We start from the raw sequence: 24,166 nt of genomic DNA, 5'->3' as shown, positions 1-24,166 counted from the left end.
CTAGTCAAAGAGGTATTATGTTTAGCAAAGGTTGAGACAGCTCTCTCTCAATCTATTACCAATTTTGTAATTCTAACAACATGAAACATAAATTATATTTCATATTATTATTCCTTACCTCCCAAATTATTTTTGCTCAGAATAATTATTACTGGGTAGGCGGTGCCGGTAGCTGGAGTGATCTGAATCACTGGCGTATAGGCTCGGCATCAGGACAGGCAGCTACTATTATTCCTTCACGGTATGATAATGTCTATTTTACTTCAGGAAGTGGTTTTCCTGTTAGTGGAGGTACATTAACGATCCCATCATCAGCTACTTGTAAAGATTTCATTATAGATGATTCATTTACTACTAAGCTAAGTTTTCCATCAGCAAGTGTTTTTAATATATATGGGAATCTGAAATGGAAGTCCAATGCCACGGCATTCTATAATCTTACGATGAATTTGTTTTCAGAAAGCTCCAATCCTACCCCCAATATGATTGACGTTCCCGATAATATGATTGATCCTTCATATATCAACGGTAGTTATCAATCTGCTATTAATCTTAAAGGAAACGGAGCCTTTAAACTGGTGAAAAATTTTGCCAGCAACGGGTTTTTCTATTTCAACATCAGCGACAGTGCTTTTTTAGATACGGATAATAAGAATATCAATTCTATGGTATTCAGCTATAGTTCTACAGCAGCTTCCAACTTCAGGTCCTCAACGGTGACTACCACCAGTACGATGACATTAAATTCAGCGGCTAATCTTACCCAGGCTACAGTTTCCTTTCCTGCATTGAATATACAGACTACCCAGAATATCAAAAAAATACATCTTACTTCCTCAGGTTACTCTCAGATAACAGGCGGAAATCTTCTGACAGTGGATGAGGTAACAGGAATAGCTACCGCAGGAGGTAATTTTACCGGAACACAGTTTAATTTTAACAAAGTTAATTTATATGCCTGCTACATTAATGCTAATTTATATAATGCCAATGATATGGTTTTGGGTGATGGAAGTGCTGAAATGATAGGAACCCGATTTGAAATAAAAAATATGACCCTTGGAAAGGGAAATAATATATTCAGAGCATCACAATTTGACATCAATAATCTCACCCTGAATGGCGGACAATACAGCTTCCGACAAACTTCATCCAATACATATTTTCAGGTTAATCAAAGTCTTACGGCCAATACTCCATGTAATGGAATTATCCCAAAGTTTTTAGCTGTAGAACCTTTATTACCTGTCAACCTGATTCTTCCAGGTTCTATCAATGGAAATGGAGTCGTTTCATTTAATGGTTATAATTTAGCTTCGGTAAAGCTTACAGGAGGAGCATCTGTAACAGCAGGCATAGATGGAGGAAATAATACTGGCACTATTACTTATCCAGGGATAGCCGCAAAGACATATTACTGGATAGGTGGCGGAGGTAACTGGAATGATCCTGCCCATTGGTCATTCACATCTGGAGGACCTTCTGCTAACTGCATTCCTATCATGTATGACGATGTTATCTTTAATGAAAACTCAGGTTTTACTTCAGGAAATAACACTATTAATAATGGTGGGACAGTTGCCTTAATAAGGAATATGACCTGGAATAATGCTCCTGCCAGTCCTGTTTTGAATATTAATACGACTTTGTATGGTAATCTTTATCTTCAGAAGGACGTGTCTGCTCCTGTTAGCATTAGTTTTATTAAATATAATCCAGGAGATCCGGCAGCAAATCGTTATATGAATTTCGAAGGTCAGAAAGTAAGTCAATTGGTTATCTACGGAAATGATAATTTTTATCTTATGCCCTCTAATTCAGGAACTCCTTATGATGTAGAAGTGGCTGGCATTTTCAATTTTGATAACAATGCCTTAACAAGTAATCTTTATGCTGACGGAAGAAAAATAAAAGCCGGTGAGCTTTGGCTGGGAGGAAATAATGTTAATATAGATAATGCTTTGCTAAGTCAGAATCTTCTCAATATTTTAACAAAACAGACCATTACGGCTCCCAATACTTCTGTATACTTCCAAAACTACAACGGGCGTTATTCCGGTTCAGGAAATACCAATCATTTTTTTGGTAAAGCCTATAAAGAAGGCAACAGTATTGGAAATATACAGTACCTTACTACTGACAACTTTCAGGTGAATGGTGGTGACATCAGATTTTTTGGAAACAACAAAACAAAAAATGCAGTTATTAATGCAGCTTCTAATATTACTATTTCTGATACTACGGTAAAACTTACCATCACAGACAGCTGGATTTTTAATCGTGCAGACTGTGATTTGGTTCTTACTTTTACTGGTCAGGGTGGAAATAATCTGATCCTAGGCAACAACATTAACGGAAATGGATTCGTTGAGCTTAACCGAATGAATATTTCAGGGATTAATGCAAGCTATGTCACTCCTGTTGCAGGTGCAAAACCTATCAATGCCAGCAATTCCGTAGACAGTGGGAATAATTCCGGAATTAATTTCAAGGCCAGCGCTTCTAAAAACTTTTACTGGAAAGGAGGGGCCGGAACCTGGAATGACCTCAGCCACTGGTCCCTGGATCCATCAAGTACCAGAGCAACAGCCAATTGTGGTCTTCCTACGATTAACGATAATGTTTTCTTTGACCAGTATTCAGGATTCTACACTACTGGAATTACAGCTATACAGATGACCAATGATGTTTCAGTGAATGATATCATATTCAGTGGACTCACTCCAGGATCAAGATCTTATTTTGCAGGAAATAACAATTATTACAAAATGAATGTCAATGGAAATATGGTCTTACATGCTGGATATTATGATGCCGGATACTTCAGTGGATTTACGTTTGTCAACATTAACAAACCTACAGGTGCTTTAAAAAATGTAACTCCCAACGGAGCAACATCTGCTTTAACTTTCTCAGGAGATGCTCAATGGAAAATCAATAGAGGAACGTCACAGTATGACCTTATCGGATCTTCAAGCATCAGCCAAACCAATGTACCTGGTAACAGTTTAGATATAAGTGGTACGATAATGAATGTCAATGCTTTTAATCTCAATGGTTCACAGCTGGTGATGGACAACGCAGATCTTACCGTAAATAGCGGCTTCGCCATCAATACCAAACAACCGGTAGTAAATACGGCCAATAGTGTAATCAAATTATTCAGATCTACAGGAGGTTCCGATGCTGATATTGCTTTCAGCAACGTCAATCATTATTTTGAAAGAATAGAATATACCAATTCCACAACGAATACTGACTATATCATCTCTTTTAGTTTTCCTGGCGGGGTTATCAATAATTTCATCATCCGCTCAGCGGTGGTTTCAAGAATTGATAAAGTAAACCCTTCCATCGTTCTTAAAACAACTATGTCAGTCAATAATCTGACTATTGAGAAAAATAATCATGTTGCTTTAGAAGGTAATCTGCAGGTAAACCAATCTTTAAAAATGCTTGGAGATTGTTTGGACAGGCTGACTTTTGCAGGAATCAATGCACCATCAAGAACTTTAATCCTTCCTGATTACAGTACCAGTTCATCCAATTATATTATAGATAAAATCCAATTAAAGTCGATCTCTTCTTCCGGCGGACAAACGTATACTGCTACTGGAAGTACAGACCTTGGCGGCAATACCGGAATTAATTTTCAGGATGCCATTCCTTCTACGTCAAGAAATCTTTATTGGATTGGAGGTCAAGGATTATGGAGAGACCATCAGCATTGGTCACTAACCTCAGGAGGAGTTCCTGTTACAGGTTGTGATATCCCAACAGCCATTGATAATGTATTCTTTGATCAGAATTCAGGATTTACTGCTACTTTAAATAAAATACAAATTAGAGGAGCCTATCTTTCAAAAGCTAATAATGTTACTTTCAACAATGCGCTCAACCAGCCGGTTCTTGATTTTACTACAGATGGTGGAAATCCTTATTATCTGTCTGTGTATGGCAATCTTACTTTGCAAAGTGATACAAAGATCATCGTTCCGATGTCTACTTTTGGGCTTACCCGAAATATTATTATGGCTCAGGGGACTGCTTCCGGGAAAACACGATATATTGATACCAAAGGAGCCTTCATTCACCTGAATGTTAATGCTCAGGACTATTTTGAATTGAAAAGTCCATATCAGGGAGATCTTAACTTTCTGAATGCAGCAGGATTCAAAACCAATAACTTCCCTATGACACTGGTGAACTTTAGATGGAACCAAAGTATCAACAATAACCCAGTGGTTGATCTTGGACAATCTGTCATTACAGGAACGAGGACGAATAGTGCAGGTATTGCAAACTATTATATGCCTTCAATTCCTTTCTATAATTTTTACAGTCCTTATTTTTATATCAGCACCGGAAATAATCCTCTCACCTTAAATGCCACTGAGGCAAAAGCCGACATGGGATATTTTACAACCAATACTCCGGCAGGTTTCAATTTTGGAGATCTGACCGTTTGGAAAGACGGAATTGTAAATACAGGAACAAGAATCTGGAATTTCAACAAAATGACCTTTCTTGGAAGTACCACTACCAATAGTGTAAGCACATTGAGTTCAGCAGGAAAATACAAAACATTGTATTTCAATCCCGGTTCTTACCAGGTAGACAATAACCAGACCGTCACTGAAAATCTATTCATGACAGGAACTCCTTGCAACAGAATTTCTGTGCTGAGATCTACAACAGGACAAAATACAATTAATCTGGACCCTGCAGCAATGTATACGATGTTCTATGCCTCTATCAGAGATATGAATTTCTCCCGTGCGGTAAGTGCTTATGGAAATAGCCAGGACCTTGGAAATACGGCTAACCTTTCGATTATTCCTACAGATGTTCAGGCCGCAGGATTTGGTGGTAACAAAGCAATTTGTGCTTCGGAATTCCCTAAAACTTATGATGCTTCTGCTTTATATGGTACAGATCCTAATGCTGCCTATACCTGGACCAAACTTAATAATCCTAATTCAGGAATCATAAGTACCGGACGCTTGGTTACTTTTACACAACCGGGAAATTATAGAGTGAACGTAACCTATAGCCAGGATGGATGTAATATTACGGAGGATTTTACCATTTCCTCTATTGCTTTACCTGCTGACAATACCACATATTCACCCATAAGTGCGGCAAAACAAGCATCAGGAGATATACAGGTAAAGTTTAAAGGCTCACTGGCCCAAACCTATATTTTCACATATACCATAAATAATGGTCCGGATCAAATGATTACTTCTGCACCTAACGGAGAGGCAATTGTACTCCACTCCAAAGGGCAGTCAGGAACAATGGTTTATCGTCTTAAAAATATTCGTTTTGCTACAGGAGAAGCTTGTCCGGTTGCGATCAATAAAGAAATTGTTGTGAATATCAATCCGGATTGCCCTACTCCAGGTGTTGTAATGCTAATAGATAATATCCTTAGAGGATGTACTTCTGATATGGGAGCAAGACGTCTGTCAGAGTTAAACCCAATAACCATATCTAATCCTCCAGCTGACGCAGGTGTAACAAGACTTATTTCAGGGACAGGAATAGTCGTGAAAGAAGGAAATGAGGTATTTATGATCCGAAATAGCAATGCCTTACCTGAAACTCTTACTCTTCCTGCCAATAAATCTTATATTCAAGGAGCAATTATTTATCACAATGACCATTTCTATGAAGGAGTAGAAAACGGAAAATGGATCAGAGTAGACAATGATTAAAAACGATCAGAAATTCATTCAAACCCACTAATGACCATGAGCCGCATTGATGTATCTTCAATGCGGTTTTTGTTTGAATACAATAGTTATTTTAGATATAAAGCCAATGGAATTATCTACCTTCAGGAAAAAGGTCTAGAGCCTGCTCCTATTGATCTTGATATCTGAATGGATAATAGATGTTTAATGATAATACTTTTTACTTAAACTTGTCACGTTTTCTTCACTAAGTTTGTCTTAAAAAGAAATATCATGCAGGAAAATTACAACAGGCTCCTAACCTACGCCTATAATATTACCGGTTCTTATGAAGATTCTCAGGATTTGGTACAGGATGTAATCGAAAAATATATTTCTTTAGATAAATCTGAGATCAGAAATGAAACCAATTTCCTAATCAAAAGCATTATTAATCATGCCATTAATTTTAAAAACAGACACAGTAAAAAAATGGTGTATGGCGAATGGCTGCCCGAACCTCTTTCTTTTGAAAATGCAGAAAATAAGCTCATTAAGGAGCAAACGGCACGCTATACCCTACTCGTTCTTCTGGAAAAACTGAACGCTAAAGAACGCGCAGTCTACATTCTAAAGGAAGCTTTTGATTATTCTCATCAAGAGATCGCAGAAACGCTCGATATTTCAGTAGAAAACTCCCGAAAACTGCTAAGCCGTGCAAGTAAACAATTGCAGCATGTAAAATATGCACCGGATACCATCAGCCTATCTTCCGGAGCTGATATTCTCCAGAAATACCAGCTGGCATTGAGTGAAGGCAACATTCCCGATATTGAAAAACTGCTTATTGATGAGATCAGGCTTTCAGCAGACGGTGGAAAACGTGTTCGTGTTATCAAAGCTGTGGAAGTTGGAAAATCGGCTACCGCACAGCTTTTGGCTTATGTACAACAACAATTTCTTGGCAAAAAGCCGCATACCTTCCATCTCTTTAATCATCAACCGGCTATTTGCTTCTGGCAGGATGCTCGTATTTATAACTGTCACATCCTGGATATTGATGCAGAAGGAATGATTCGTGAAATTTATTCTATTATAGATCCTGAAAAGTTAAAAAGATTGCAATAATCTGTCACATTTCAGAAATGTAGTATGTCTTTAAAGAAAAAAGTATGAACACACTTCTAAGAATCGACAGCAGCTTAAGAACAGAGAATTCTTATTCCCGAACATTAGGTGATTATTTTATTCAACAATGGAAACTCACGAATCCGAATGGAAATATTCTGGAACGGGATCTTAACCAACAGCTTATTCCCCATATCACCCAAAAGACCATTGATGCTTTTTTTAGCGAAAATCCCGACAAGAAAAGTATTCATCTATCTGATGAACTGATTGATGAATTATATCAGTCTGATGAAATCTTAATCACCTGCCCTATGTACAATTATGGAATTCCATCTTCCTTAAAAGCTTATTTTGATACGGTTATCAGAACAAAGAAAACGTTTACGGGAACTACCTCACTGAAAGGCTTGCTTGAAAATAAAAAGGCGTATATCATTTCTTCTATGGGAGGAATAGCCCTTGATCTCCATCATCGAAATCCATTGGAAAACCATCTCACCTTCCTTTTAAATCATGTAGGGATCACCGATATCTGTTACTTTCCATTGAATGGTACCGTGATCGATGAGGTCAGCAATACAGAAAAAATAGCACTACAACAATCCAAAATTTTAAAACAATTCAATTAATGATGGAACAGATTCAACAAACCATTGAAAAATTCATTAAAGGTGGCGACAATAGTGATCTGGTGCTTTTGGAAGAAATTCTCCACGAAAATTATCAGAATATTCAGGACGGATTTTTTGACAAATCCGGAATCTTTATTATTCCCAAACAGGAATATATCAATCTGGTAAAGGATAAAATATTTGGTGGAAAACCTCGTAAAATTACTTATCATTCTTTGCAACATAAAAATAATATTGCTTATGCTCAGGTTTCGTTAGAAAGTGCAGCATTACGATTTTCATCCCTCATCACGTGTGTACAGGAAAACGGAAAATGGCAGGTTATCACCAATGTTCCTTCTATAGAAATTAAATAATTCATAGGCTACGAATGAACGAACGAACATTGCTCATGTATTTTTATTTGTGCATTCGTGGCTAAACTTTATGATTATTTTTTCAATAAACTGTTTACAAATGTTATGGGTTACGCATACATATCAGATGTAATTTTGATCCATAACAATATATTTATGAAACACATTATTCAGCAAGTTTTCCAGGATATTTTAGAAAACCCGGTATTTGATTTATCATCCATTGAGAAATATTTCTCAAAAGATTATATCCAATTTGTAGATCATCATCAGCTCAATTATAATGAGTTCATCCTTCATATTAAAAAACTCAAAGAGAAAGTAGCTGAGCAGAAGATTGACATCATTAATTATGCTGAAAACGGGAATATCATTTTCACCCATCACATGGCAAAATCAGTATTAAAAGATGGAAGTATGGTGATACATAAAGTATTGGCAGAGTTTACCATTCAAAATGACAAGATCATACAATGTAATGAACTGACTTTATTATTGGAAGGAGATTTTTCATCTAAAAATCTAGGTTCTGAAGTGTAACCACAGATTATTGTTTATGGTTTCCCGTAAATAAATTATGGCATTGCTTATTAATTTTGAACCACAAGTAATCTATAAAACAATAATCATGACCTGGAGCTACAAAAAGAGAATTAAAGTAATCCCTGGAGTACATCTTAACTTCAGCAAAAGAGGAGTCTCTACCACTATCGGTGTGAAAGGAGCCAGTATTAATTTTGGCAAATCAGGAACAACTTTAAATACTAATGTACTTGGATTTTCTACCCGTCATAAATTATCTGGTTCTCCATCAAGATCAAAGCCTCAACAAAAAACTAAACCGGCATCCTTTTATCCAGAACTTCCCGAAAGCCATTCTCATTTTTTAGGCGAAAATATTTTCAGTGCTGATATCCATGAAATAACGAGCCAGAACATGCAGGGGATTAAAGAAGCTATTATTTTGGCCCAACAACAAAAAGAGGATCTGACTTCTGATCTCAGAAAAATTACAAGAACTCTTTCTGCAACAAAAGCCAAGAAGATCCTGAGTTATCTATTTCTTTATGGGCTGATAAAAAAAGAGATTCCAAAAAATTCTGATCGGGATATCAAAGCTCAGCAAGAAGCTATTAAACAAACCAAAGAGATGATTGAGAAATGCTATGTAAATCTCAAAATTGATTTTGACAGCGAGATCAAAAGAAAATTTGAAAAACTCCATGAATCTTTCAAAAAGCTTACCACCTCTCAAAAAATATGGGACATTACAAGCGCTCATTTCCAAGATAGAGTGGCAATGCGTTCTTCTGCAGGCACAATTGTAAGCAGAAGAGAAGTTAATTTTGCATTGAGAGAGATTCCTTATATAAAATCAGATTATCAGGCACTGTATATGAAAAATGCAAATGGAGCGGATATTTATATTTATCCAACATTTATTGTAATGTATACCAATGAAAGCACCTTTGCAATTATCGGAATCAATGAGCTGAATTTCCAACAGACGTATACCCGTTTTACAGAAACCTCAACGGTTCCCAGAGATTCTAAAATCATTGGCCAGACTTGGGCAAAAGTCAATAAAAATGGAACACGCGACAAAAGGTTCAAAAGTAATTATCAAATCCCGGTAGTTCGTTATGGAAATATAAGACTCTCTACCCAAACTGGGCTTCGTGAGGAATATGAATTCAGTAATTATGAGCTCTCTGAAGAATTTGGTAAAGCTTTTAAAGAATTTCAATCAGAATGCAGATGATACTGATCAAAATTTCATTATCATTTTATCAGCATGCATAGCTTCTGTATTAACAAATCTTAAAACAACGTTAATTTTAACTTCAACCCATTTTCCAAACAGACGTTTAAATTTGTTCTGATTTTTATCTAATTAAAATAAAGTGAAGAAAATTTTTACATCTGTTTGGCTTTGTGCTTCCATTTTTTTCTATGCACAAACCGGTACTCTTTCCGGAAACATAAACGACGACGCTAAGATCGCCCTGCCTGGAGCCAAAATCTCCTTATATCCGGGAAACATATACACCACCTCTGATGAGCATGGAAATTTCGTTTTCCTGAATGTTCCTCCCGGAAATTACACCATGAAGGTAGATTACCTTGGATACGGAATCCATCAATATAATGTAATTGTAGAATCTGAAAAAAATACAAAACAAAATATCATTTTTGATAAAAAGGAAACAAGTATTGGTGAAATTGTGGTTTCCGGAGCTACGTTGAAGAACCAGGCAAGAGCGTTAAACAAACAAAAGAACAATGCCAATATTACCAATGTAATCTCTGCCGATCAGATCGGACGCTTTCCTGATGCCAATATCGGAGATGCGCTAAAGCGTGTTCCGGGGATTACCATACAGAACGATCAGGGTGAAGCCAGGAACCTTATTATCAGAGGCCTAGCTCCCAATCTGAACTCTGTAACTTTAAATGGTGACAGAATTCCTTCTGCTGAAGGGGATAACCGTAATGTACAGATGGACCTGATCCCTTCTGATATGATTTCCACCATTGAAGTCAATAAAACGCTTACTCCTGATATGGATGCTGATGCCATTGGAGGTTCTGTTAACCTGATTACCAGAGCTTCCCCTAATGGACAAAGAATATCTGCAACATTGGCTGGAGGATACAATCCCATTCGAGAAAAAGGAAATTATACTGCAGGATTTGTCTATGGGAATCGTTTTCTGAACAAAAAACTGGGAGCAGTATTCAGTTTTTCCTATAACAATAATAATTTTGGTTCAGACAATATAGAACCTGTATGGAGCCAGGCTAATGATAAGGCCCAAACTGCTTATATAAGTAAAATGGGGGTGCGTTCTTATAATGAACACCGGATCAGACATAGTTTTGACCTGAATATGGATTATGAGTTCAATTCTAAAAACAAAATCTATGCTTCTGCGATGTACAATTTCAGAAATGACAAGGAAAACAGATTCGCATTAGGATATAAAATAAAGCCGGTTTACAATGCTGACGAATCCGAAATTATAGATTGGAAAGGCAGTATTACAAGACAAAACAAAGGTGGAGATGCTCACAATGACAATACCCGCCTTGAAAAGCAAAAAGTTCAGAATTATGCCTTAAGAGGGGAACATCTACTGGGTTCTAAAATAGATCTTGACTGGTCTATGAATTATGCTACAGCCAGTGAAGATAAGCCTCATCAACGTTATATTGAATTCGAAAACAGTAAAATGAGCTTCTCTCCGGACCTTAGTAATCCAAGAGTTCCCATGTTCAATCTTCTTGCAGCAGATAATCTGGGAAGCTATAAACTCAGTGACCTTTCAGATGCCAACAGCTTCACTCAGGAAAAAGAATTTGGAGCCAAGGTGAATGTACGTTTCCCGTTTTCTGTAATTGAGGGTCAAAAAGGAAGACTTCGTACTGGTGCACGAATTCGTTTGAAGGAAAAAGAAAGAGAAAATGACTTTTATACCTTCACCCCTACCAGCAGCATGGGAAGTCTTTTGTCTGTACCTACTCAATATCTTGACGGACACAACTTTCAACCGGGGAATTATGTTCCGGGAGCATTTGTAGATCCTGCGTATTTAGGAGGGTTAGATTTGTTTAATCCCGTTTTATTCAATGGAAAATCTAAGCCTTCAAAATTCCTTTCTAACAATTACAGTGCAAAAGAACAGATTTATGCAGGATATATCCGTTGGGACCAGGATTTCAATGATAAACTATCCATGATCGTGGGAGCACGTGTGGAAACTACCAAGATTGATTATACTGGAAACTACGTCATGAATGAAAGTAACCTGGTGGGAAAAATCAATAATACAAATACCTATACCAATGTACTTCCGAATATATCATTCAAGTATGTTCCGGTTCAGGACCTTGTATTACGTGCGGCATTTACCACTGCCCTTGCCCGTCCGAACTATTACTCGTTGGTTCCTTATCTTAATGTTATTTCAGAGGATGAGATTGTTTCAGCAGGAAATCCTAATCTGAAGGCAACTTACGCTTACAATTTTGATTTCATGGCAGAGAAGTACTTTAAATCAGTGGGAATTCTTTCGGGAGGTATTTTCTATAAAAATCTGAAAGACTTCATCTATACTTTTTCCCGAAGAAATTATACAGCAAATGACTTTGCAAATGATTTTGCAGGACAATCCAACCCGATTCCGGCTGGCGAGAGCAATTGGAAATTTACCCAGCAGCGCAATGGAGACAATGTAAGTATTTATGGTTTTGAAGTGGCTTTGCAGAGACAATTGGATTTCATCCCCGGGGCATTCTGGAAAGGTATGGGAATCTACGTCAACTATACTTATACCCATTCAAAAGCAAAGGGAATCACTAATGATGAAGGAATTGAAAGAACGGATGTAGGATTTCCGGGAGCAGCTCCTCACATGTTCAACGGATCGCTTTCATGGGAAAACAAGCGCTTCTCAGCAAGGGTTTCTATGAATTATGCTTCTCATTATATTGATGAGTTGGGTGGGAAAGCCTTTGATGACCGTTATTATGATAAACAGTTTTTTCTGGATGCTAATGCTTCCTACAAGATTACAAGCCAACTAAGAGTTTTCGCTGAAGCCAATAATCTTACAAACCAGCCGTTAAGATACTATCAGGGAATTCCAAGCAGAACCGCACAGGCAGAGTATTACAGACCACGATTTACCCTAGGAGTGAAATTCGACTTTTAAGAACATGAAAAAGATAATATATTATATATCAGCATTTGCCATTTTTCCTTTGGTGATAGGCTGTAAAGGACAAAATCAATTAGGAGAAAAATTAAAACCAACCGTTATTACAGAAACTGTGGTTCATGATACCGATGATCCGGCCATCTGGATCAATCCTCAGGATGCTTCAAAAAGTATCATCATAGGAACAGATAAAGATACGGATGGCGGACTGTATGCTTTTGATCTGAATGGTAAAATCATCCATAAAGTTTCAGGTCTTAAACGTCCTAATAATGTGGATATTGAATACGGTTTTGTTTTAAACGGAAAGAAAACAGACATTGCAGCCGTTACCGAGCGGGAAACGAATAAAATAAAGCTTTACTCTCTTCCTGAATTGAAGGAAGTGGGTGAAATTTCTGTATTTGACGGAGAAACAGAACGTGGCCCAATGGGAGTATCCATGTATAAAAACCCGGAAACAGGAGAAATTTATGTGATTGCAGGAAGAAAATCCGGACCAAAGGATGGCTATCTATGGCAGTATAAGCTTTCAGAAAAAGGAGGAAGAATCACTGGAGATGTTGTCCGTAAATTTGGAAAATACAGCGGATTGAAGGAGATTGAAAGTATCGCAGTAGATGATGAACTGGGATATATTTATTATTCTGATGAACAGTTTGGCGTTCACCAATATTATGCAGATCCGGAAAAAGGAAATGAAGAACTTCTTGTTTTCGGGCAAGGTGATTTTAAATCTGATGTGGAAGGGATCTCAATCTATCCTACCTCAAAAGGAAAGGGATACATTTTGGTTTCCGATCAGCAGAATGATACCTTCAATGTCTATCTAAGAGAAAATCCGGCTAAAGGGAGAATTGTCGCTATTCCTGTTTCTACCCTTGAAAGTGATGGTTCTGAAGTTACGAATGTTAATTTAGGCCCCAAATTTCCGAAAGGTGTGTTTGTAGCCATGAGCAATGGCCGGGTATTTCATTTGTATGACTGGAGAATGATTGAAGAAAGAATTCAGGCAGCTGTAAAAGCAAAACAAACAAAATGATTTTTTAACCATGAATAACACTCATGTTGTCACCAATAATACAATGATTAACATTAGAAATATTTGTGGTTATAATATAGGTTTAAACCATTAAGATTCAATAAGGGTCTAAGGATAATTAAGAATCTCCGCTTTAAATAGAGCTTATTTACAATCGCAGGATTTTCTTTTAATTATGCTTATTTTCTTTAAAATTTTAATGGTTTAATTTTCTATTCAATATGTTTTCTCAGGAATTCTGCAGTATATGAGGTTTTATTTTTCAATAACGCATTAGGAGTTCCTTCAAACAAAACTTTTCCACCAAATTTTCCAGCACCGGGGCCAATATCAATGATCCAATCAGCCTGAGCAATAATATCCAGATTATGCTCAATAACAATTAATGTATTATGCTGGTCTACAAGATCATTAAAAAATGACAACAGTTTTTGGGTATCACTTGGGTGCAAACCTGTACTTGGTTCATCCAGAACAATAATCTGATGGGTATTTTTCAGTTCCCGGGTCAGTTTCAAACGCTGTCTTTCACCACCCGAAAAGCTGTCCAGACGTTGTCCCAGCATAAGATAATCTAAGCCCAATTTTACCAGCAAATCAAAGTTTCTGATGATATTTTTATCCGCAAAAAAATCTTGAGCTTCCAGAACTGTCATATTCATCACTTCTACAATAGTCTTCTGATGATATTGATATTTCTGAACTTTCGGGTCGAATCCTGAACCACCACATACTTCACAAGGCTGTTCAATATCATCCATAAAAGCTAAATCTATTTTTTCTACTCCCAATCCTTTACAGTTTTTACAGGCTCCTTCACTATTCCGACTGAACAGCTTTTCTGAAACATGATTGGATGCTGAAAACAGTTTTCGTACCGTATCGGATATATTTAAATAGGTCAGGAGATTGGATCGGGCACTTGCTGTAAACAAAGACTGATCAATCACCGTTAAATCCGAATAAAATAAAGGTAAAACATGATTGATTAAAGTACTTTTCCCTGAACCGGCCACTCCTGTAACAACAGTCATAACTCCTGTTGGGATATTCACACTGATATTTTTAAGATTATGGAGACTGGCATTCCTGATCTCAAGATAGCCATCCGGTTTTCTGAAATCTTTTTTGATCACAGGTTTTTCTTTAAAATAAGATCCGGTTTTTCCTTTAGATTTCTTTAATCCATTGAAATCTCCTTCATAGATCACCTCCCCACCGTTTTTCCCGGAGCCAGGTCCCATATCAATGATCCAATCCGACATCTTAATGATATCCGGATCATGCTCTACTACCAAAACAGAATTTCCTTTATCTTTAATCTGCTGGATAATGGTATTAATATTCTGTAGGTCCTTTGGATGAAGGCCAATACTAGGTTCATCAAAGATATACAGTAAATCAACCAGACTATTTCCCAGGTTCCTTACCATTTTTATCCTTTGGGATTCGCCTCCCGAAAGAGAATTTGTATTTCGGTCCAATGTAAGATACTGCAAACCAATATTAATAATGTTCTGAAGCTTTCCGGAAAGCTCTTTAATGATAACTTCATAAGCTTCAGATTTCAGGTTGTTAATAAATTCCAATAGCTCATCAATAGAAAGTGCAGTACAGTCTGCAATATTTTTACCTTTGATCTTACAGCTCAGAATCTTTACATTTAGCCGTTTCCCATGGCATGATGGGCAGGCTTTTGTGATGATTACATTATTTAAAGCATCTTTTCGGGTACTATTTTCTTTGGAATCTTTTTTTAGAAATGTCTTTTCAATCCTCGGAATAATTCCTTCATATTTCACAGTTTTACCCCAGCTTTTATCAGGATGTGTAGGTATATGGTTACGTTCATATAACAGGATATCCCATTCTTTGGCTGTAAAATCCTTCAGCTTTTTATCGTTATCAAAATAGCCTGATTGTGTATATCTTGTTAAACGCCATCCTCCCGGTTGAAAAGTTGGAAATTTAATGGCTCCTTCATTTAAAGATTTCGTCTGATCAATCAGCCTATTAACATTTACCGTCTGTACAATACCTAGTCCTTCGCATTCCGGACACATACCCTGTGGATTATTGAACGAAAATACATTGGAATATCCTACGAAAGGATGTCCCATTCTTGAAAAAAGCAGCCTCAGAGAAGCATAAACATCAGCAGCTGTTCCCACCGTAGAACGTGCATTTCCTCCCAGTCTCTTCTGGTTGATGATAATGGGAACATTAAGATTTTCGATTTTGTCTACATCCGGTATGCCATAATGCTGTAACCGGTTTCTGATAAAACTGTTCTGTGTTTCATTAATCTGACGCTGTGCCTCTGCTCCTATGGTTTCAAATACCAGGGAAGATTTCCCTGATCCCGATACTCCCGTAAAAACTACGATCTTATATTTTGGAATTTTTATGGAAATATTTTTGAGATTATTCTGTCTTGCATTAGTAATTTCTATGTTTTCCATTTTAAAATCATTAACTTTGTTAATAGTTAACTAAGTTAATCAAAATTCATTCCATGAAACCTATTGAAAAAAAATTTTTTGACACATTTACAGATTTCCAGTGTCTTATTCTTGCCCATATGAACAGAGGAGATATTAACGGAATAACAGCTTCTCATTATAATATAATCGAATTTATTCTTCGTAAAAAAGGATTAACAGGAAAAGAGATCGCAACTGCTTTTAAAATCACCCCTGCAGCCGTTTCTAAGCAACTGAAGATTCTTATTAACAACGATTTTATTACTCAGAAACAGGATGAGACAGACCGTAGAAAGTTCATACTATCCGTCACTGAAAAAGGAAAATTTATAGTTGAAAATTCTGAAACCTTCCGGAAAAGCATGACTCAACAGGCTGCTTCTATACTTACTTCGGCTGAACTTAAACAGTTTAATTCCCTGCTGAATAAGATTTTGAATGAAATCAAGCTTTAATCCATCGGATTCCTTATAATTAATTGTATTTTTGGAAAGCACAGAATGCTGTAACACTACAATCATTTAAAAATTAATTTCGACTCATGAATGAATTGATCAAACTATTTCCAGCCTATGAATAAGTATTTATGATGATCTGGAAAATTACAAGAAATATTTTCTGCCTATCAATATTCTAAGTACCCTTTAGTTTTTTGAACTAACTCAAACTATTATTCTGGCATTTGTTGCTTTTATTTATATGTACCAAACAGCCTATCCCAGATGGAAGTATAAAATCCAAAATTCTTGGTTTCATCCAGATGATGGCGATTGTGAAATCTGGTAGTTCCTACAAAAAAACGATCAAAACTGGCTGGAAAAAACTCTCTGTTGAGATGTCCTATGGTTCCCCAAATAAGATTGATGGACAAATAAATGGAAATTGAAATAACAGAAAAATTATAACATAGTAATAAGACCAGCATCATGAGTCCAAATCCTATGGTTTCAAAAGGATGAAGAACAAAAAGGCTCAGATAATTGGTGCTTACATGCTCGTGGTGCTTTCCGTGAATCATTTTATATACAAATGGTAAATGGGCAGCATAGTGAAAGAAGTACATACACAGATCCATTAAAAGAAGTAAAGCAATAACCTCCAGGCTGATCTTCATTCCTGATTGGGTAGTTCCCAACTCAATCCAGCCATTCTTCCATAAAAAAACACCTATCAGCATAACAAGGCTATTACAGACAACCGTAAAAAGACTGAGGTAAAAATCTGATGCTGAAACAGGATGATCTTTCTCTTGCAATGGACTTTTACGACAGGTTTTATCAATGAAAACATACAGTCCTATTGAAAATAAATACAAAAGAAGATTGCTAATCAGACTGAAAACAACCCATTGTGGCCAGGAAAACTGCCAGAACATATTGATATAACCGGAAAGCGCTGTCTCATTAAAATTCATAAAAGCATCTTCTTTCAACTTGAAATCATAAATGTATGAATTTTGGAATAAAACAAGGTAAGAAAGAGAACTTAAACAGCATATAGGGTATAAATTTTAAATGATTCCTTCATTTCTAGTTCATCATGACAATGCTGTTATCTGATGGTCACAATTAAGCAGTAAAATAAATTATTTCTGTCTCGCCTTTCTTTTGATTTCGCGAAGTCTCATCGTCAGTTTTTTCCTCAGGTCATTATGATAGTCTCTGTAGTTTTTTATACTTTGTTCCAGATTCTTTTTGTTAATCAGGTATTCTTCATACAAATTTCCCAACTCGGAAATCTGTGTAATGACATCGGATGAACAGGTTTCTGAATGATCTGCAGCTTCAATCAGGAGGCGGTAATATTCGATACGGCTGGTGAGGCTCGTGTGAAGTTTTGGTTCTATTCCCTGCATGGTTTTAATTTTAATTTTTAATGTCAATGCATATGTTATAAATCCTTGCCAACAGCAATAGGAGGAACATCACTCTGATATAAAATCTTAACTTCTTCGGAAGCCCCTTCCTGATGGGCAGACTTAAAATAAGTTCCATTCAAAACAGAAGAAATTAAGGTTTCATTGGGATCACCTAAAGGCAATAAAGGCAACGTAACATACTCGTTCACTGAAACCTGTGGCAAAATCCCATTACTGTATTCACCCATTCCATTTCCATTAAAAACTTTATAAATTACCGGATGCATCTGCCAACGGATCTTTTGAGGTTTCCGTTTATCTTCTATAGTGAAACCTGCCATATCTTTTCCCAGCGTTACATCTCCAACCTGGATCACCTGCATATAAGGTTTCAGATTATTGATGACTATTTCAGCGGCCGAAGCCGTACTGTTTGAAGTTAAAATATAGACTTTATTCAACCCTAAAGCATTGCTGCGTAAAGCATTAAAATCAAGTGCTTTTGGATCATAGGCGATCTGTTGGGAAAATGTTCTTTTCACCTCACCTCCGTTTTTATTTCCTTTAAAAATAATGAAGGGAGATGCCGATGATAGGCCTGAAGGAATCAGGGAACAAAGAGCAGCAGCTGCAGATACGGATCCACCATAATTGTACCTCAGATCAAGAATTAGTTCCTGTACTCCGGCACCTTTAAATTCGGCAAACTTTTGGCTGAAGGTTTGTGTCATCCCATCTGGAAAATCATAAACATATAGATACCCTACCTTTCTACCGTTTTTTTCAAACACTTTAGATAATAGAGGCTGCTCAAAAGATAGTCCATAATATACTTTGATCTCTTTTTCATCAATGATCTTTCCATTGTTCCAACCTCCTACGGTAAGATCCAGAACTGTGAGATCTTTCATGGAAGAAGTCATAGCCTCAGCATTGCTTGCTGTGACTGTTTTTCCATTGATTTTGGTGATAATCATTCCTCGTTCCAATCCCGCATTGAAAGCAGGTGAGTTTGTAAGAACCAGTTTAATGACGGTGACCACTTCTCCGTTAGCCTGCTGAATAACAGTATAATCAAAACCATACATATTCCGGATTGAACGTGGATAACTGGAAGGATCTTCTGTATTGACAATAAAAGAAAACCGATCCTGAGGAGCCAGCAAACTTTTAAAAAAATCTTTTACAGGAAGATGATAATCCGGCTTAGCAGGCATCTGATCTGCCCAGTAATAATATCGTTTCAGGCTGTCCTGTACCCAAAGGTTAATGGACTCTGTACTTCCCTCCGGAAAGACAGGTGCATTTTCATCATGATCCGAACAGGAGATAAAGAGAATGATGATCGCTATGCATTGAAGTTTAAAAAAATTTCTCATCCTTGATTATAAGTATTCTGCCACGTCAACATCTCCTTTTACAACCCATACTCCATTTTCTGATTTTTCCTGCAGGATGATCATATTAGCGCCCATATCCTGCTTTATTTTCACCTTAATCATTCCTGATCCGGCATAAGGCTCTGTAGTTCCCGGCTTATACAACTCAAGGTAGACAGGAGCTGTAACACCAAAAGAACTATAAATCTTAACGGGAGTAAAGCTGTTTTTTCCGATATTATCAAATTCTGCCAGTACAACACCATTTTCTCTTTTTAAAACTCCTTTAACATTTTTAAGGGTTGATCCTGAAAACTCTCCCAGATTCGGAAAAATAAATTCAAAACCGATTTTCCCAAGATTGACCTGTGGCTTTATCACTTCAGCCTGCAAAAAAATTCCCGGAAGATTGAAGAAGTATAATTTTTTATATTCCTCTATATTATCATAAGTAATTTTATATTGTATGATTTCTTTCCCTGTTTCATGGTTATATATTTCCAGCTTATTGATCTCTCCCTGATCCAGTACAAACTGAAGCTGGGTTTCAATTTTATTGGTATAAGAGGTTTTCCCATCAATAGATATAGGTTCACCATTAAACCTCAACTGAAGCACATCAGGTTTAGAGTATCCTTTAATGGTCACTTCTCCCGGTTTTTGTATCTGGTCATATCTTTCCATCGCTGTATTGTCTGTACAGGAAAATAATAGGATTAATAATAGGAATGCAAAGATCTTATTCATCTTTTATATTATTTTAAACTTAAAAATATTGCCCCGCCCATTGTGCAGGGCAATACACAATTATAAAAAAACTAGTTGGATATGTTCTGGATAGCCTTTTCTTATCAAAGCGGCCATCCATTATTGTATATTAAGATTTCATGTTTTGTCTCATGATCAGTAATAAAAACAGAATGTTTATTTTTTAATAAAATTCAAACGTTCCGTAGTTTTTCCGTCAGTTACTTCCGCAATATATACTCCTTCTGATAAACCTGCTATATTGATTAATCTTGAGTATTGAGCTGTAAGAACCTTCTGTCCTGCTGCATTATAAAGGTGAATCATTGTTCTATTGTCTTTTAATGCAGGATTAAGCTGTAACTGTAAGTATTCTTTTACAGGATTTTCTGCAATTTTCGTCAGATTTTCTTTCTTTTTTACATCTTTTGTGCTTAGGGTCGTAGTTGTCGCATAGATTGCCATTTCATCAATATTGATATTCATGATATTATTCCCACTTGCATTTCTGTTGGCCCACATTCCTATATAAATTTTCTTTCCTGCAAAAGCTGAAAGGTCTACAAGGTTTTCTACAAATTGGGTAAGATCTGCTGGAAAAGGATTGGTGGAAGACCCTACCTGTATTTTATAGGGACTTTGCTGATAATTTCCAGATCCATCTATTGTCATAGCCTGAAAATCTGCTAAAACTGGGACTGCTTTTTGAGGAGTACTTACATAGATATAAAGATCTCTGCTCACAATAGTATGGGTTGTTCTCTGCCTTCCGATATAAGAAGCAAGAGTGATTGTTCCCGAAGCACTTGTAAGGTCAATCTGAGGAGAAATAATCCAGTCATCTTCACCTGCAAACCCTGCTGCACTTCCCGTAGGAACCAGGTTGGTAGAATGTCTCAGAACGCCTGCATTTCCATAGGTTAAAGATGTACCGTTGTGATAGATATTAGGACCCTGAATCCATCCGTTATTATTGGTGTTCAGATCATGGAATGTCCATCCCTGAAGATCGGCAGGGGTATCAAAAGTATTTCCCCACACCAGAGATTGCGCTGTAGCCAGCTGAGATAAAAACAAAACAGATGATAAAATTATTTTTTTCATGATACTGATTATTAAGATTTTTAAATAAAAAGAAAGCAAGGAATTAGCCTAGGCCGTTCCTTGCTTTTATAATTTTTTAGTTTACAATGGCAAAATTGTATTTTGTCCAGGTTCCCTGGAATCCGCCACAGTTTCTTGGAGATACATTCCAGCTTCCTTCGTTAAAGAATGGCTGACTCATTCCCCATAATGCAGCTGTACTTCCTGTAAGAAGGTTAGCTGTTGGAATTCCTGCCGTACCCGCTCCTGTAACAGAAGTTGTAAAGCCATGTACCTGGATGGAAGCAAAGTTTGAAGCTGATGAAAGCTCAGATCCTGTATTTTCTACTTTGATTCCTACAGGATATCCTGTTACGACAGCATTATTTAAGGTTAATTTACCATATCTTCTGATGTGGATTCCATTTTCGTAAGCAGCTCCTTGTCCTGCAGTACCGAATTTAGGACCTACAATCGTAAGATTATTGATAACAGGGTTTGTGATTAAAGAAGTAGCTGTACCTGTGGCATTGTTATCAAGCTCAATACCGTTAGAGTCAGGACTTCCACCGCTTACAGTGTGTGCTGAATTGTAATCAGCCAAAGAAAGAGCACATGTAATAGTTCCTGTATATCCGTTATCAAAGTCAAAATTATCGTCTTCTGCTGCAAAAGAAATCAGGTTAGAAGCATTAACAGTTCCTCCGAAAAATTCGAAAGAGTCATCCTGCCCGTAAGATACCTGAATATGATCTAAAGTAGTTCCATTTCCAACACCTCCTAATGATAAAGCATTTACCTCGTTACCTGAATTAGCTCCTACAAAGTCATATCCTGCAAACTCGATACGAACATATTTCATTGTTCCTGCATTATGAGAAGGATTTGTTCCTCCAAAATAATAATCATCACCCGTTAACCCTTCAATAGTTGTTGTAAAAGGTACATTGGTAGGTGCATCACCCAGAAGGATAACCCCTCCGAAATCTCCAGGAGTAGCGGTAGTATCTTCGTCACCGTCTAAAAGTCTGTAACTTGTAAAAACAATAGGTTGAGCTTCAGTACCTGTAGCATTGATTTTACCTGTTTTGGTAATCACCAGGATTCCTGAACCCTCTCCTATGGCATTAGGTTTTGCTTTGATAAAAGTTCCAGGCTGAATGGTAAGTGTTGCCCCGTTTTTAACAGCTACAGTACCATCAATTTCTATAACTCCGCTCCACGTTGTATTAGAAGTAATAGGCCCACTCACTTGAGTAACAGGAAGTGCAGAAGCTGTAAGATATTCAGCTGAAGTAGGTTTCATTTCAAAAGGAGTTGAAGAATCTGCTAAATGGTCGTTTTGGCAAGCTGTAAGAGATAATGCAGCAGCTGCAATTAGAGTTAATCTTTTCATTGTTATAATTTTTTGGTAGATCCGGTTATTTATTTTTATGACCGGAAATTTTTAATATTCAGAAATATCCGCCTCTATATTTCTGCGATTTGGTTATTGTTTTCATCCTACAGGCCAGGAGGAGCTGGGCTGTCTGAGTTCCCTGTTGATCTCCTATTTTCCGGGAAAAGATAATAGCATTCGGATTTGTTTGGTTCGGTACTGCTGTGCGCATCAACAGTAGCATTCCGAGTTATTTTTCAGGATTCCGAAACCTGTACACATCTATATAGAGAGCTCTTTTATCTTTACAAAAAATGAAGATTCTTCATTTCTGGGACCTCTGCATTTATTATTTATTCTACAATAGAGAAGTCATATTTTGTCCACGTTCCCCGGAAATTTCCGCAATCTCTAGGAGTAATATTCCAGCTTCCTTCATTGTAGAAAGGCTGGATCATTCCCCAGGTAGGTGAAGTGGTTGTAATCAATAGGTTTGAAGTAGGAATTCCGGCAGTTCCTGCTCCGATGGCAGCAAGATTGAACGCATGTATCTGGATGCTGTTGTAATCAGAGTTGGCAGAAAGCTCAGAACCTGTTCCCTCTACTTTAATTCCTGTAGGATACCCCGTAATCAATGCATTGTTCAGCGTTAATTTTCCATTTCTTCTTACGTAGATTCCGTTGGCGTACATCCTGCTAAACGGTTCCTTCCATACTCCTATAATACTGAGATTATTGAAGATAGGATGAGTGATTAAGGATGTAGCTGTACCATGAATATTATTTTCCACCTCTATTCCCTGAGAATCATATGTCCCTCCAAGAACCCGATGTGGCGAATTATAATCTGCCAAACCAAGTGCACAGGTAATGGTTCCCGTATATCCCAGAATACAATCGAAATGGTCATCTTCAGCAGCAAAAGAAACCAGGTTGGAAGCATTGACATTCCCACCATAGAATTCAAATGAATCGTCCTGTGCGTGAGATACCTGAATATGGTCTAAAGTGGTTCCTTTTCCAACTCCTGCTAATACAAGGGACGAAACTTCATGAATTAGACCAGGAAGAATATCTGCTCCTCCAAATTCAATCCGTACATATTTCATAATTCCTCCATTATGATTGTTGTTGGTTCCTCCGTAATAGTAATCAGAACCGAAAAGCCCGTCAATTGTTGTTGTGGAAGGCACATTGGTCCATGCATCTCCCAAAATCATAACACCGGCAAAATCGCCACCATGTGGGACCGTATCTTCGGTGCCATCCAGCAGATTATAACTGGTAAAAACAATAGGCTGGGTTTCTGTTCCTACCGCATTAATTTTACCTGTCTTGGTAATAACCAAGAGTCCCGGACCTTCTCCTATGGCATTAGGTTTTGCTTTGATAAAGGTTCCCGGCTGAATGGTAAGTGTTGCTCCGTTTTTAACGGCTACAGTACCATCAATTTCTATGACTCCACTCCATGTTGTATTAGAGGTAATATGATAGTTTACTTTGGTTACAGGAAGTGCAGAAGCTGTAATATATTCTGCTGAAGTAGGCTTCATTTCGAAAGGGGCGGAAGAATCAGCTAGATCATCTTTTTGACACCCTGTAAGGGAGAGTAACGTTATTCCAATGAATAGTAATTTTTTCATTTCTTAATAGTTTTATTAATTTTCTTTATGATTTC

Annotated in this window: 17 protein-coding genes; 9 read left to right on the top strand and 8 right to left on the bottom strand. The window is 37.1% G+C overall.

Annotation, left to right across the window (positions count from 1 at the left end; translation table 11 throughout):
- The first annotated feature begins 80 nt into the window (after positions 1-80).
- From EL260_RS11260 to EL260_RS11225, 8 genes are all read left to right on the top strand, one after another.
- A complete protein-coding gene (locus EL260_RS11260; RefSeq protein WP_123860365.1) occupies positions 81-5,720 on the top strand; it encodes a hypothetical protein in 5,640 nt (1,879 codons plus the stop codon).
- Between the two features lie 252 nt (positions 5,721-5,972).
- The gene (locus tag EL260_RS11255; RefSeq protein ID WP_123860364.1) at positions 5,973-6,806 is read left to right on the top strand and encodes a sigma-70 family RNA polymerase sigma factor; all 834 of its coding nucleotides are present in this window, start codon (positions 5,973-5,975) and stop codon (positions 6,804-6,806) included.
- Positions 6,807-6,850: 44 nt separating this feature from the next.
- On the top strand, positions 6,851-7,438 hold the full coding sequence (locus EL260_RS11250) for an FMN-dependent NADH-azoreductase (protein ID WP_123860363.1): 588 nt from the start codon (positions 6,851-6,853) through the stop codon (positions 7,436-7,438).
- Entirely contained in the window at positions 7,438-7,797 is a 360-nt protein-coding gene (locus EL260_RS11245; RefSeq protein ID WP_123860362.1) for a nuclear transport factor 2 family protein, read from the top strand. The genes EL260_RS11250 and EL260_RS11245 overlap by 1 nt, the downstream gene beginning before the upstream one ends.
- Before the next feature lie 156 nt (positions 7,798-7,953).
- Entirely contained in the window at positions 7,954-8,337 is a 384-nt protein-coding gene (locus EL260_RS11240) for a hypothetical protein (RefSeq protein WP_123860361.1), read from the top strand.
- Between the two features lie 88 nt (positions 8,338-8,425).
- Positions 8,426-9,559 carry a DUF4236 domain-containing protein gene (locus EL260_RS11235; protein WP_123860360.1) on the top strand — a complete coding sequence of 378 codons (1,134 nt, stop codon included), beginning with the start codon at positions 8,426-8,428 and terminating at the stop codon, positions 9,557-9,559.
- A 142-nt stretch (positions 9,560-9,701) separates the two neighbouring features.
- The gene (locus EL260_RS11230; protein WP_123860359.1) at positions 9,702-12,512 is read left to right on the top strand and encodes a TonB-dependent receptor; all 2,811 of its coding nucleotides are present in this window, start codon (positions 9,702-9,704) and stop codon (positions 12,510-12,512) included.
- Between the two features lie 4 nt (positions 12,513-12,516).
- Positions 12,517-13,560: a phytase gene (locus EL260_RS11225; RefSeq protein WP_123860358.1), complete on the top strand. Its 1,044-nt coding sequence runs from the start codon at positions 12,517-12,519 to the stop codon at positions 13,558-13,560.
- A gap of 212 nt (positions 13,561-13,772) precedes the next feature.
- Here EL260_RS11225 and EL260_RS11220 read toward each other — a convergent pair whose 3' ends face one another.
- Positions 13,773-16,022, bottom strand: a complete 2,250-nt coding sequence (locus EL260_RS11220; protein ID WP_123860357.1) for an ATP-binding cassette domain-containing protein — start codon at positions 16,020-16,022, stop codon at positions 13,773-13,775.
- Between the two features lie 53 nt (positions 16,023-16,075).
- On the opposite strand from EL260_RS11220, the gene EL260_RS11215 reads away from it, so the two are divergent.
- Complete coding sequence (locus EL260_RS11215; protein ID WP_123860356.1) at positions 16,076-16,498, top strand: MarR family winged helix-turn-helix transcriptional regulator; 423 nt, start codon at positions 16,076-16,078, stop codon at positions 16,496-16,498.
- Positions 16,499-16,734: 236 nt separating this feature from the next.
- Here the strand turns inward: EL260_RS11215 and EL260_RS11210 are convergent, their stop codons facing one another.
- From EL260_RS11210 to EL260_RS11180, 7 genes are all read right to left on the bottom strand, one after another.
- Complete coding sequence (locus EL260_RS11210) at positions 16,735-17,457, bottom strand: sterol desaturase family protein (protein WP_123860355.1); 723 nt, start codon at positions 17,455-17,457, stop codon at positions 16,735-16,737.
- Positions 17,458-17,628: 171 nt separating this feature from the next.
- Entirely contained in the window at positions 17,629-17,898 is a 270-nt protein-coding gene (locus EL260_RS11205; protein ID WP_123860354.1) for a hypothetical protein, read from the bottom strand.
- Positions 17,899-17,933: 35 nt separating this feature from the next.
- Positions 17,934-19,280 (bottom strand): S41 family peptidase, encoded by a 1,347-nt coding sequence (locus tag EL260_RS11200; RefSeq protein ID WP_123860353.1) that lies wholly within the window; start codon positions 19,278-19,280, stop codon positions 17,934-17,936.
- A gap of 6 nt (positions 19,281-19,286) precedes the next feature.
- Positions 19,287-20,027, bottom strand: coding sequence for a hypothetical protein (locus EL260_RS11195; RefSeq protein ID WP_228445413.1), 741 nt, complete (start codon positions 20,025-20,027; stop codon positions 19,287-19,289).
- Positions 20,028-20,204: 177 nt separating this feature from the next.
- Complete coding sequence (locus tag EL260_RS11190; protein WP_123860352.1) at positions 20,205-21,131, bottom strand: T9SS-dependent choice-of-anchor J family protein; 927 nt, start codon at positions 21,129-21,131, stop codon at positions 20,205-20,207.
- A gap of 76 nt (positions 21,132-21,207) precedes the next feature.
- Positions 21,208-22,506 carry a hypothetical protein gene (locus EL260_RS11185; protein ID WP_123860351.1) on the bottom strand — a complete coding sequence of 433 codons (1,299 nt, stop codon included), beginning with the start codon at positions 22,504-22,506 and terminating at the stop codon, positions 21,208-21,210.
- A gap of 335 nt (positions 22,507-22,841) precedes the next feature.
- Positions 22,842-24,131 carry a hypothetical protein gene (locus tag EL260_RS11180; protein WP_123860350.1) on the bottom strand — a complete coding sequence of 430 codons (1,290 nt, stop codon included), beginning with the start codon at positions 24,129-24,131 and terminating at the stop codon, positions 22,842-22,844.
- Positions 24,132-24,166 lie beyond the last annotated feature (35 nt).

Origin of the sequence: Chryseobacterium nakagawai (assembly GCF_900637665.1) — a bacterium.
Lineage (GTDB): Bacteria > Bacteroidota > Bacteroidia > Flavobacteriales > Weeksellaceae > Chryseobacterium > Chryseobacterium nakagawai.
Note: the sequence above shows the minus strand (reverse complement) of the source record. Positions and strands in the feature narration are given on the sequence as shown.

What these genes read in the sequence shown, in the direction of transcription:
- EL260_RS11255 (WP_123860364.1), top strand. Translation starts at nt 5,973, where the DNA reads ATGCAGGAAAATTACAACAGGCTCCTAACCTACGCCTATAATATTACC.
- EL260_RS11185 (WP_123860351.1), bottom strand. Translation starts at nt 22,506, where the DNA reads ATGAAAAGATTAACTCTAATTGCAGCTGCTGCATTATCTCTTACAGCT.
- EL260_RS11260 (WP_123860365.1), top strand. Translation starts at nt 81, where the DNA reads ATGAAACATAAATTATATTTCATATTATTATTCCTTACCTCCCAAATT.
- EL260_RS11215 (WP_123860356.1), top strand. Translation starts at nt 16,076, where the DNA reads ATGAAACCTATTGAAAAAAAATTTTTTGACACATTTACAGATTTCCAG.
- EL260_RS11180 (WP_123860350.1), bottom strand. Translation starts at nt 24,131, where the DNA reads ATGAAAAAATTACTATTCATTGGAATAACGTTACTCTCCCTTACAGGG.
- EL260_RS11205 (WP_123860354.1), bottom strand. Translation starts at nt 17,898, where the DNA reads ATGCAGGGAATAGAACCAAAACTTCACACGAGCCTCACCAGCCGTATC.
- EL260_RS11250 (WP_123860363.1), top strand. Translation starts at nt 6,851, where the DNA reads ATGAACACACTTCTAAGAATCGACAGCAGCTTAAGAACAGAGAATTCT.
- EL260_RS11190 (WP_123860352.1), bottom strand. Translation starts at nt 21,131, where the DNA reads ATGAAAAAAATAATTTTATCATCTGTTTTGTTTTTATCTCAGCTGGCT.
- EL260_RS11210 (WP_123860355.1), bottom strand. Translation starts at nt 17,457, where the DNA reads ATGAATTTTAATGAGACAGCGCTTTCCGGTTATATCAATATGTTCTGG.
- EL260_RS11200 (WP_123860353.1), bottom strand. Translation starts at nt 19,280, where the DNA reads ATGAGAAATTTTTTTAAACTTCAATGCATAGCGATCATCATTCTCTTT.
- EL260_RS11220 (WP_123860357.1), bottom strand. Translation starts at nt 16,022, where the DNA reads ATGGAAAACATAGAAATTACTAATGCAAGACAGAATAATCTCAAAAAT.
- EL260_RS11235 (WP_123860360.1), top strand. Translation starts at nt 8,426, where the DNA reads ATGACCTGGAGCTACAAAAAGAGAATTAAAGTAATCCCTGGAGTACAT.
- EL260_RS11240 (WP_123860361.1), top strand. Translation starts at nt 7,954, where the DNA reads ATGAAACACATTATTCAGCAAGTTTTCCAGGATATTTTAGAAAACCCG.
- EL260_RS11225 (WP_123860358.1), top strand. Translation starts at nt 12,517, where the DNA reads ATGAAAAAGATAATATATTATATATCAGCATTTGCCATTTTTCCTTTG.
- EL260_RS11245 (WP_123860362.1), top strand. Translation starts at nt 7,438, where the DNA reads ATGATGGAACAGATTCAACAAACCATTGAAAAATTCATTAAAGGTGGC.
- EL260_RS11195 (WP_228445413.1), bottom strand. Translation starts at nt 20,027, where the DNA reads ATGAATAAGATCTTTGCATTCCTATTATTAATCCTATTATTTTCCTGT.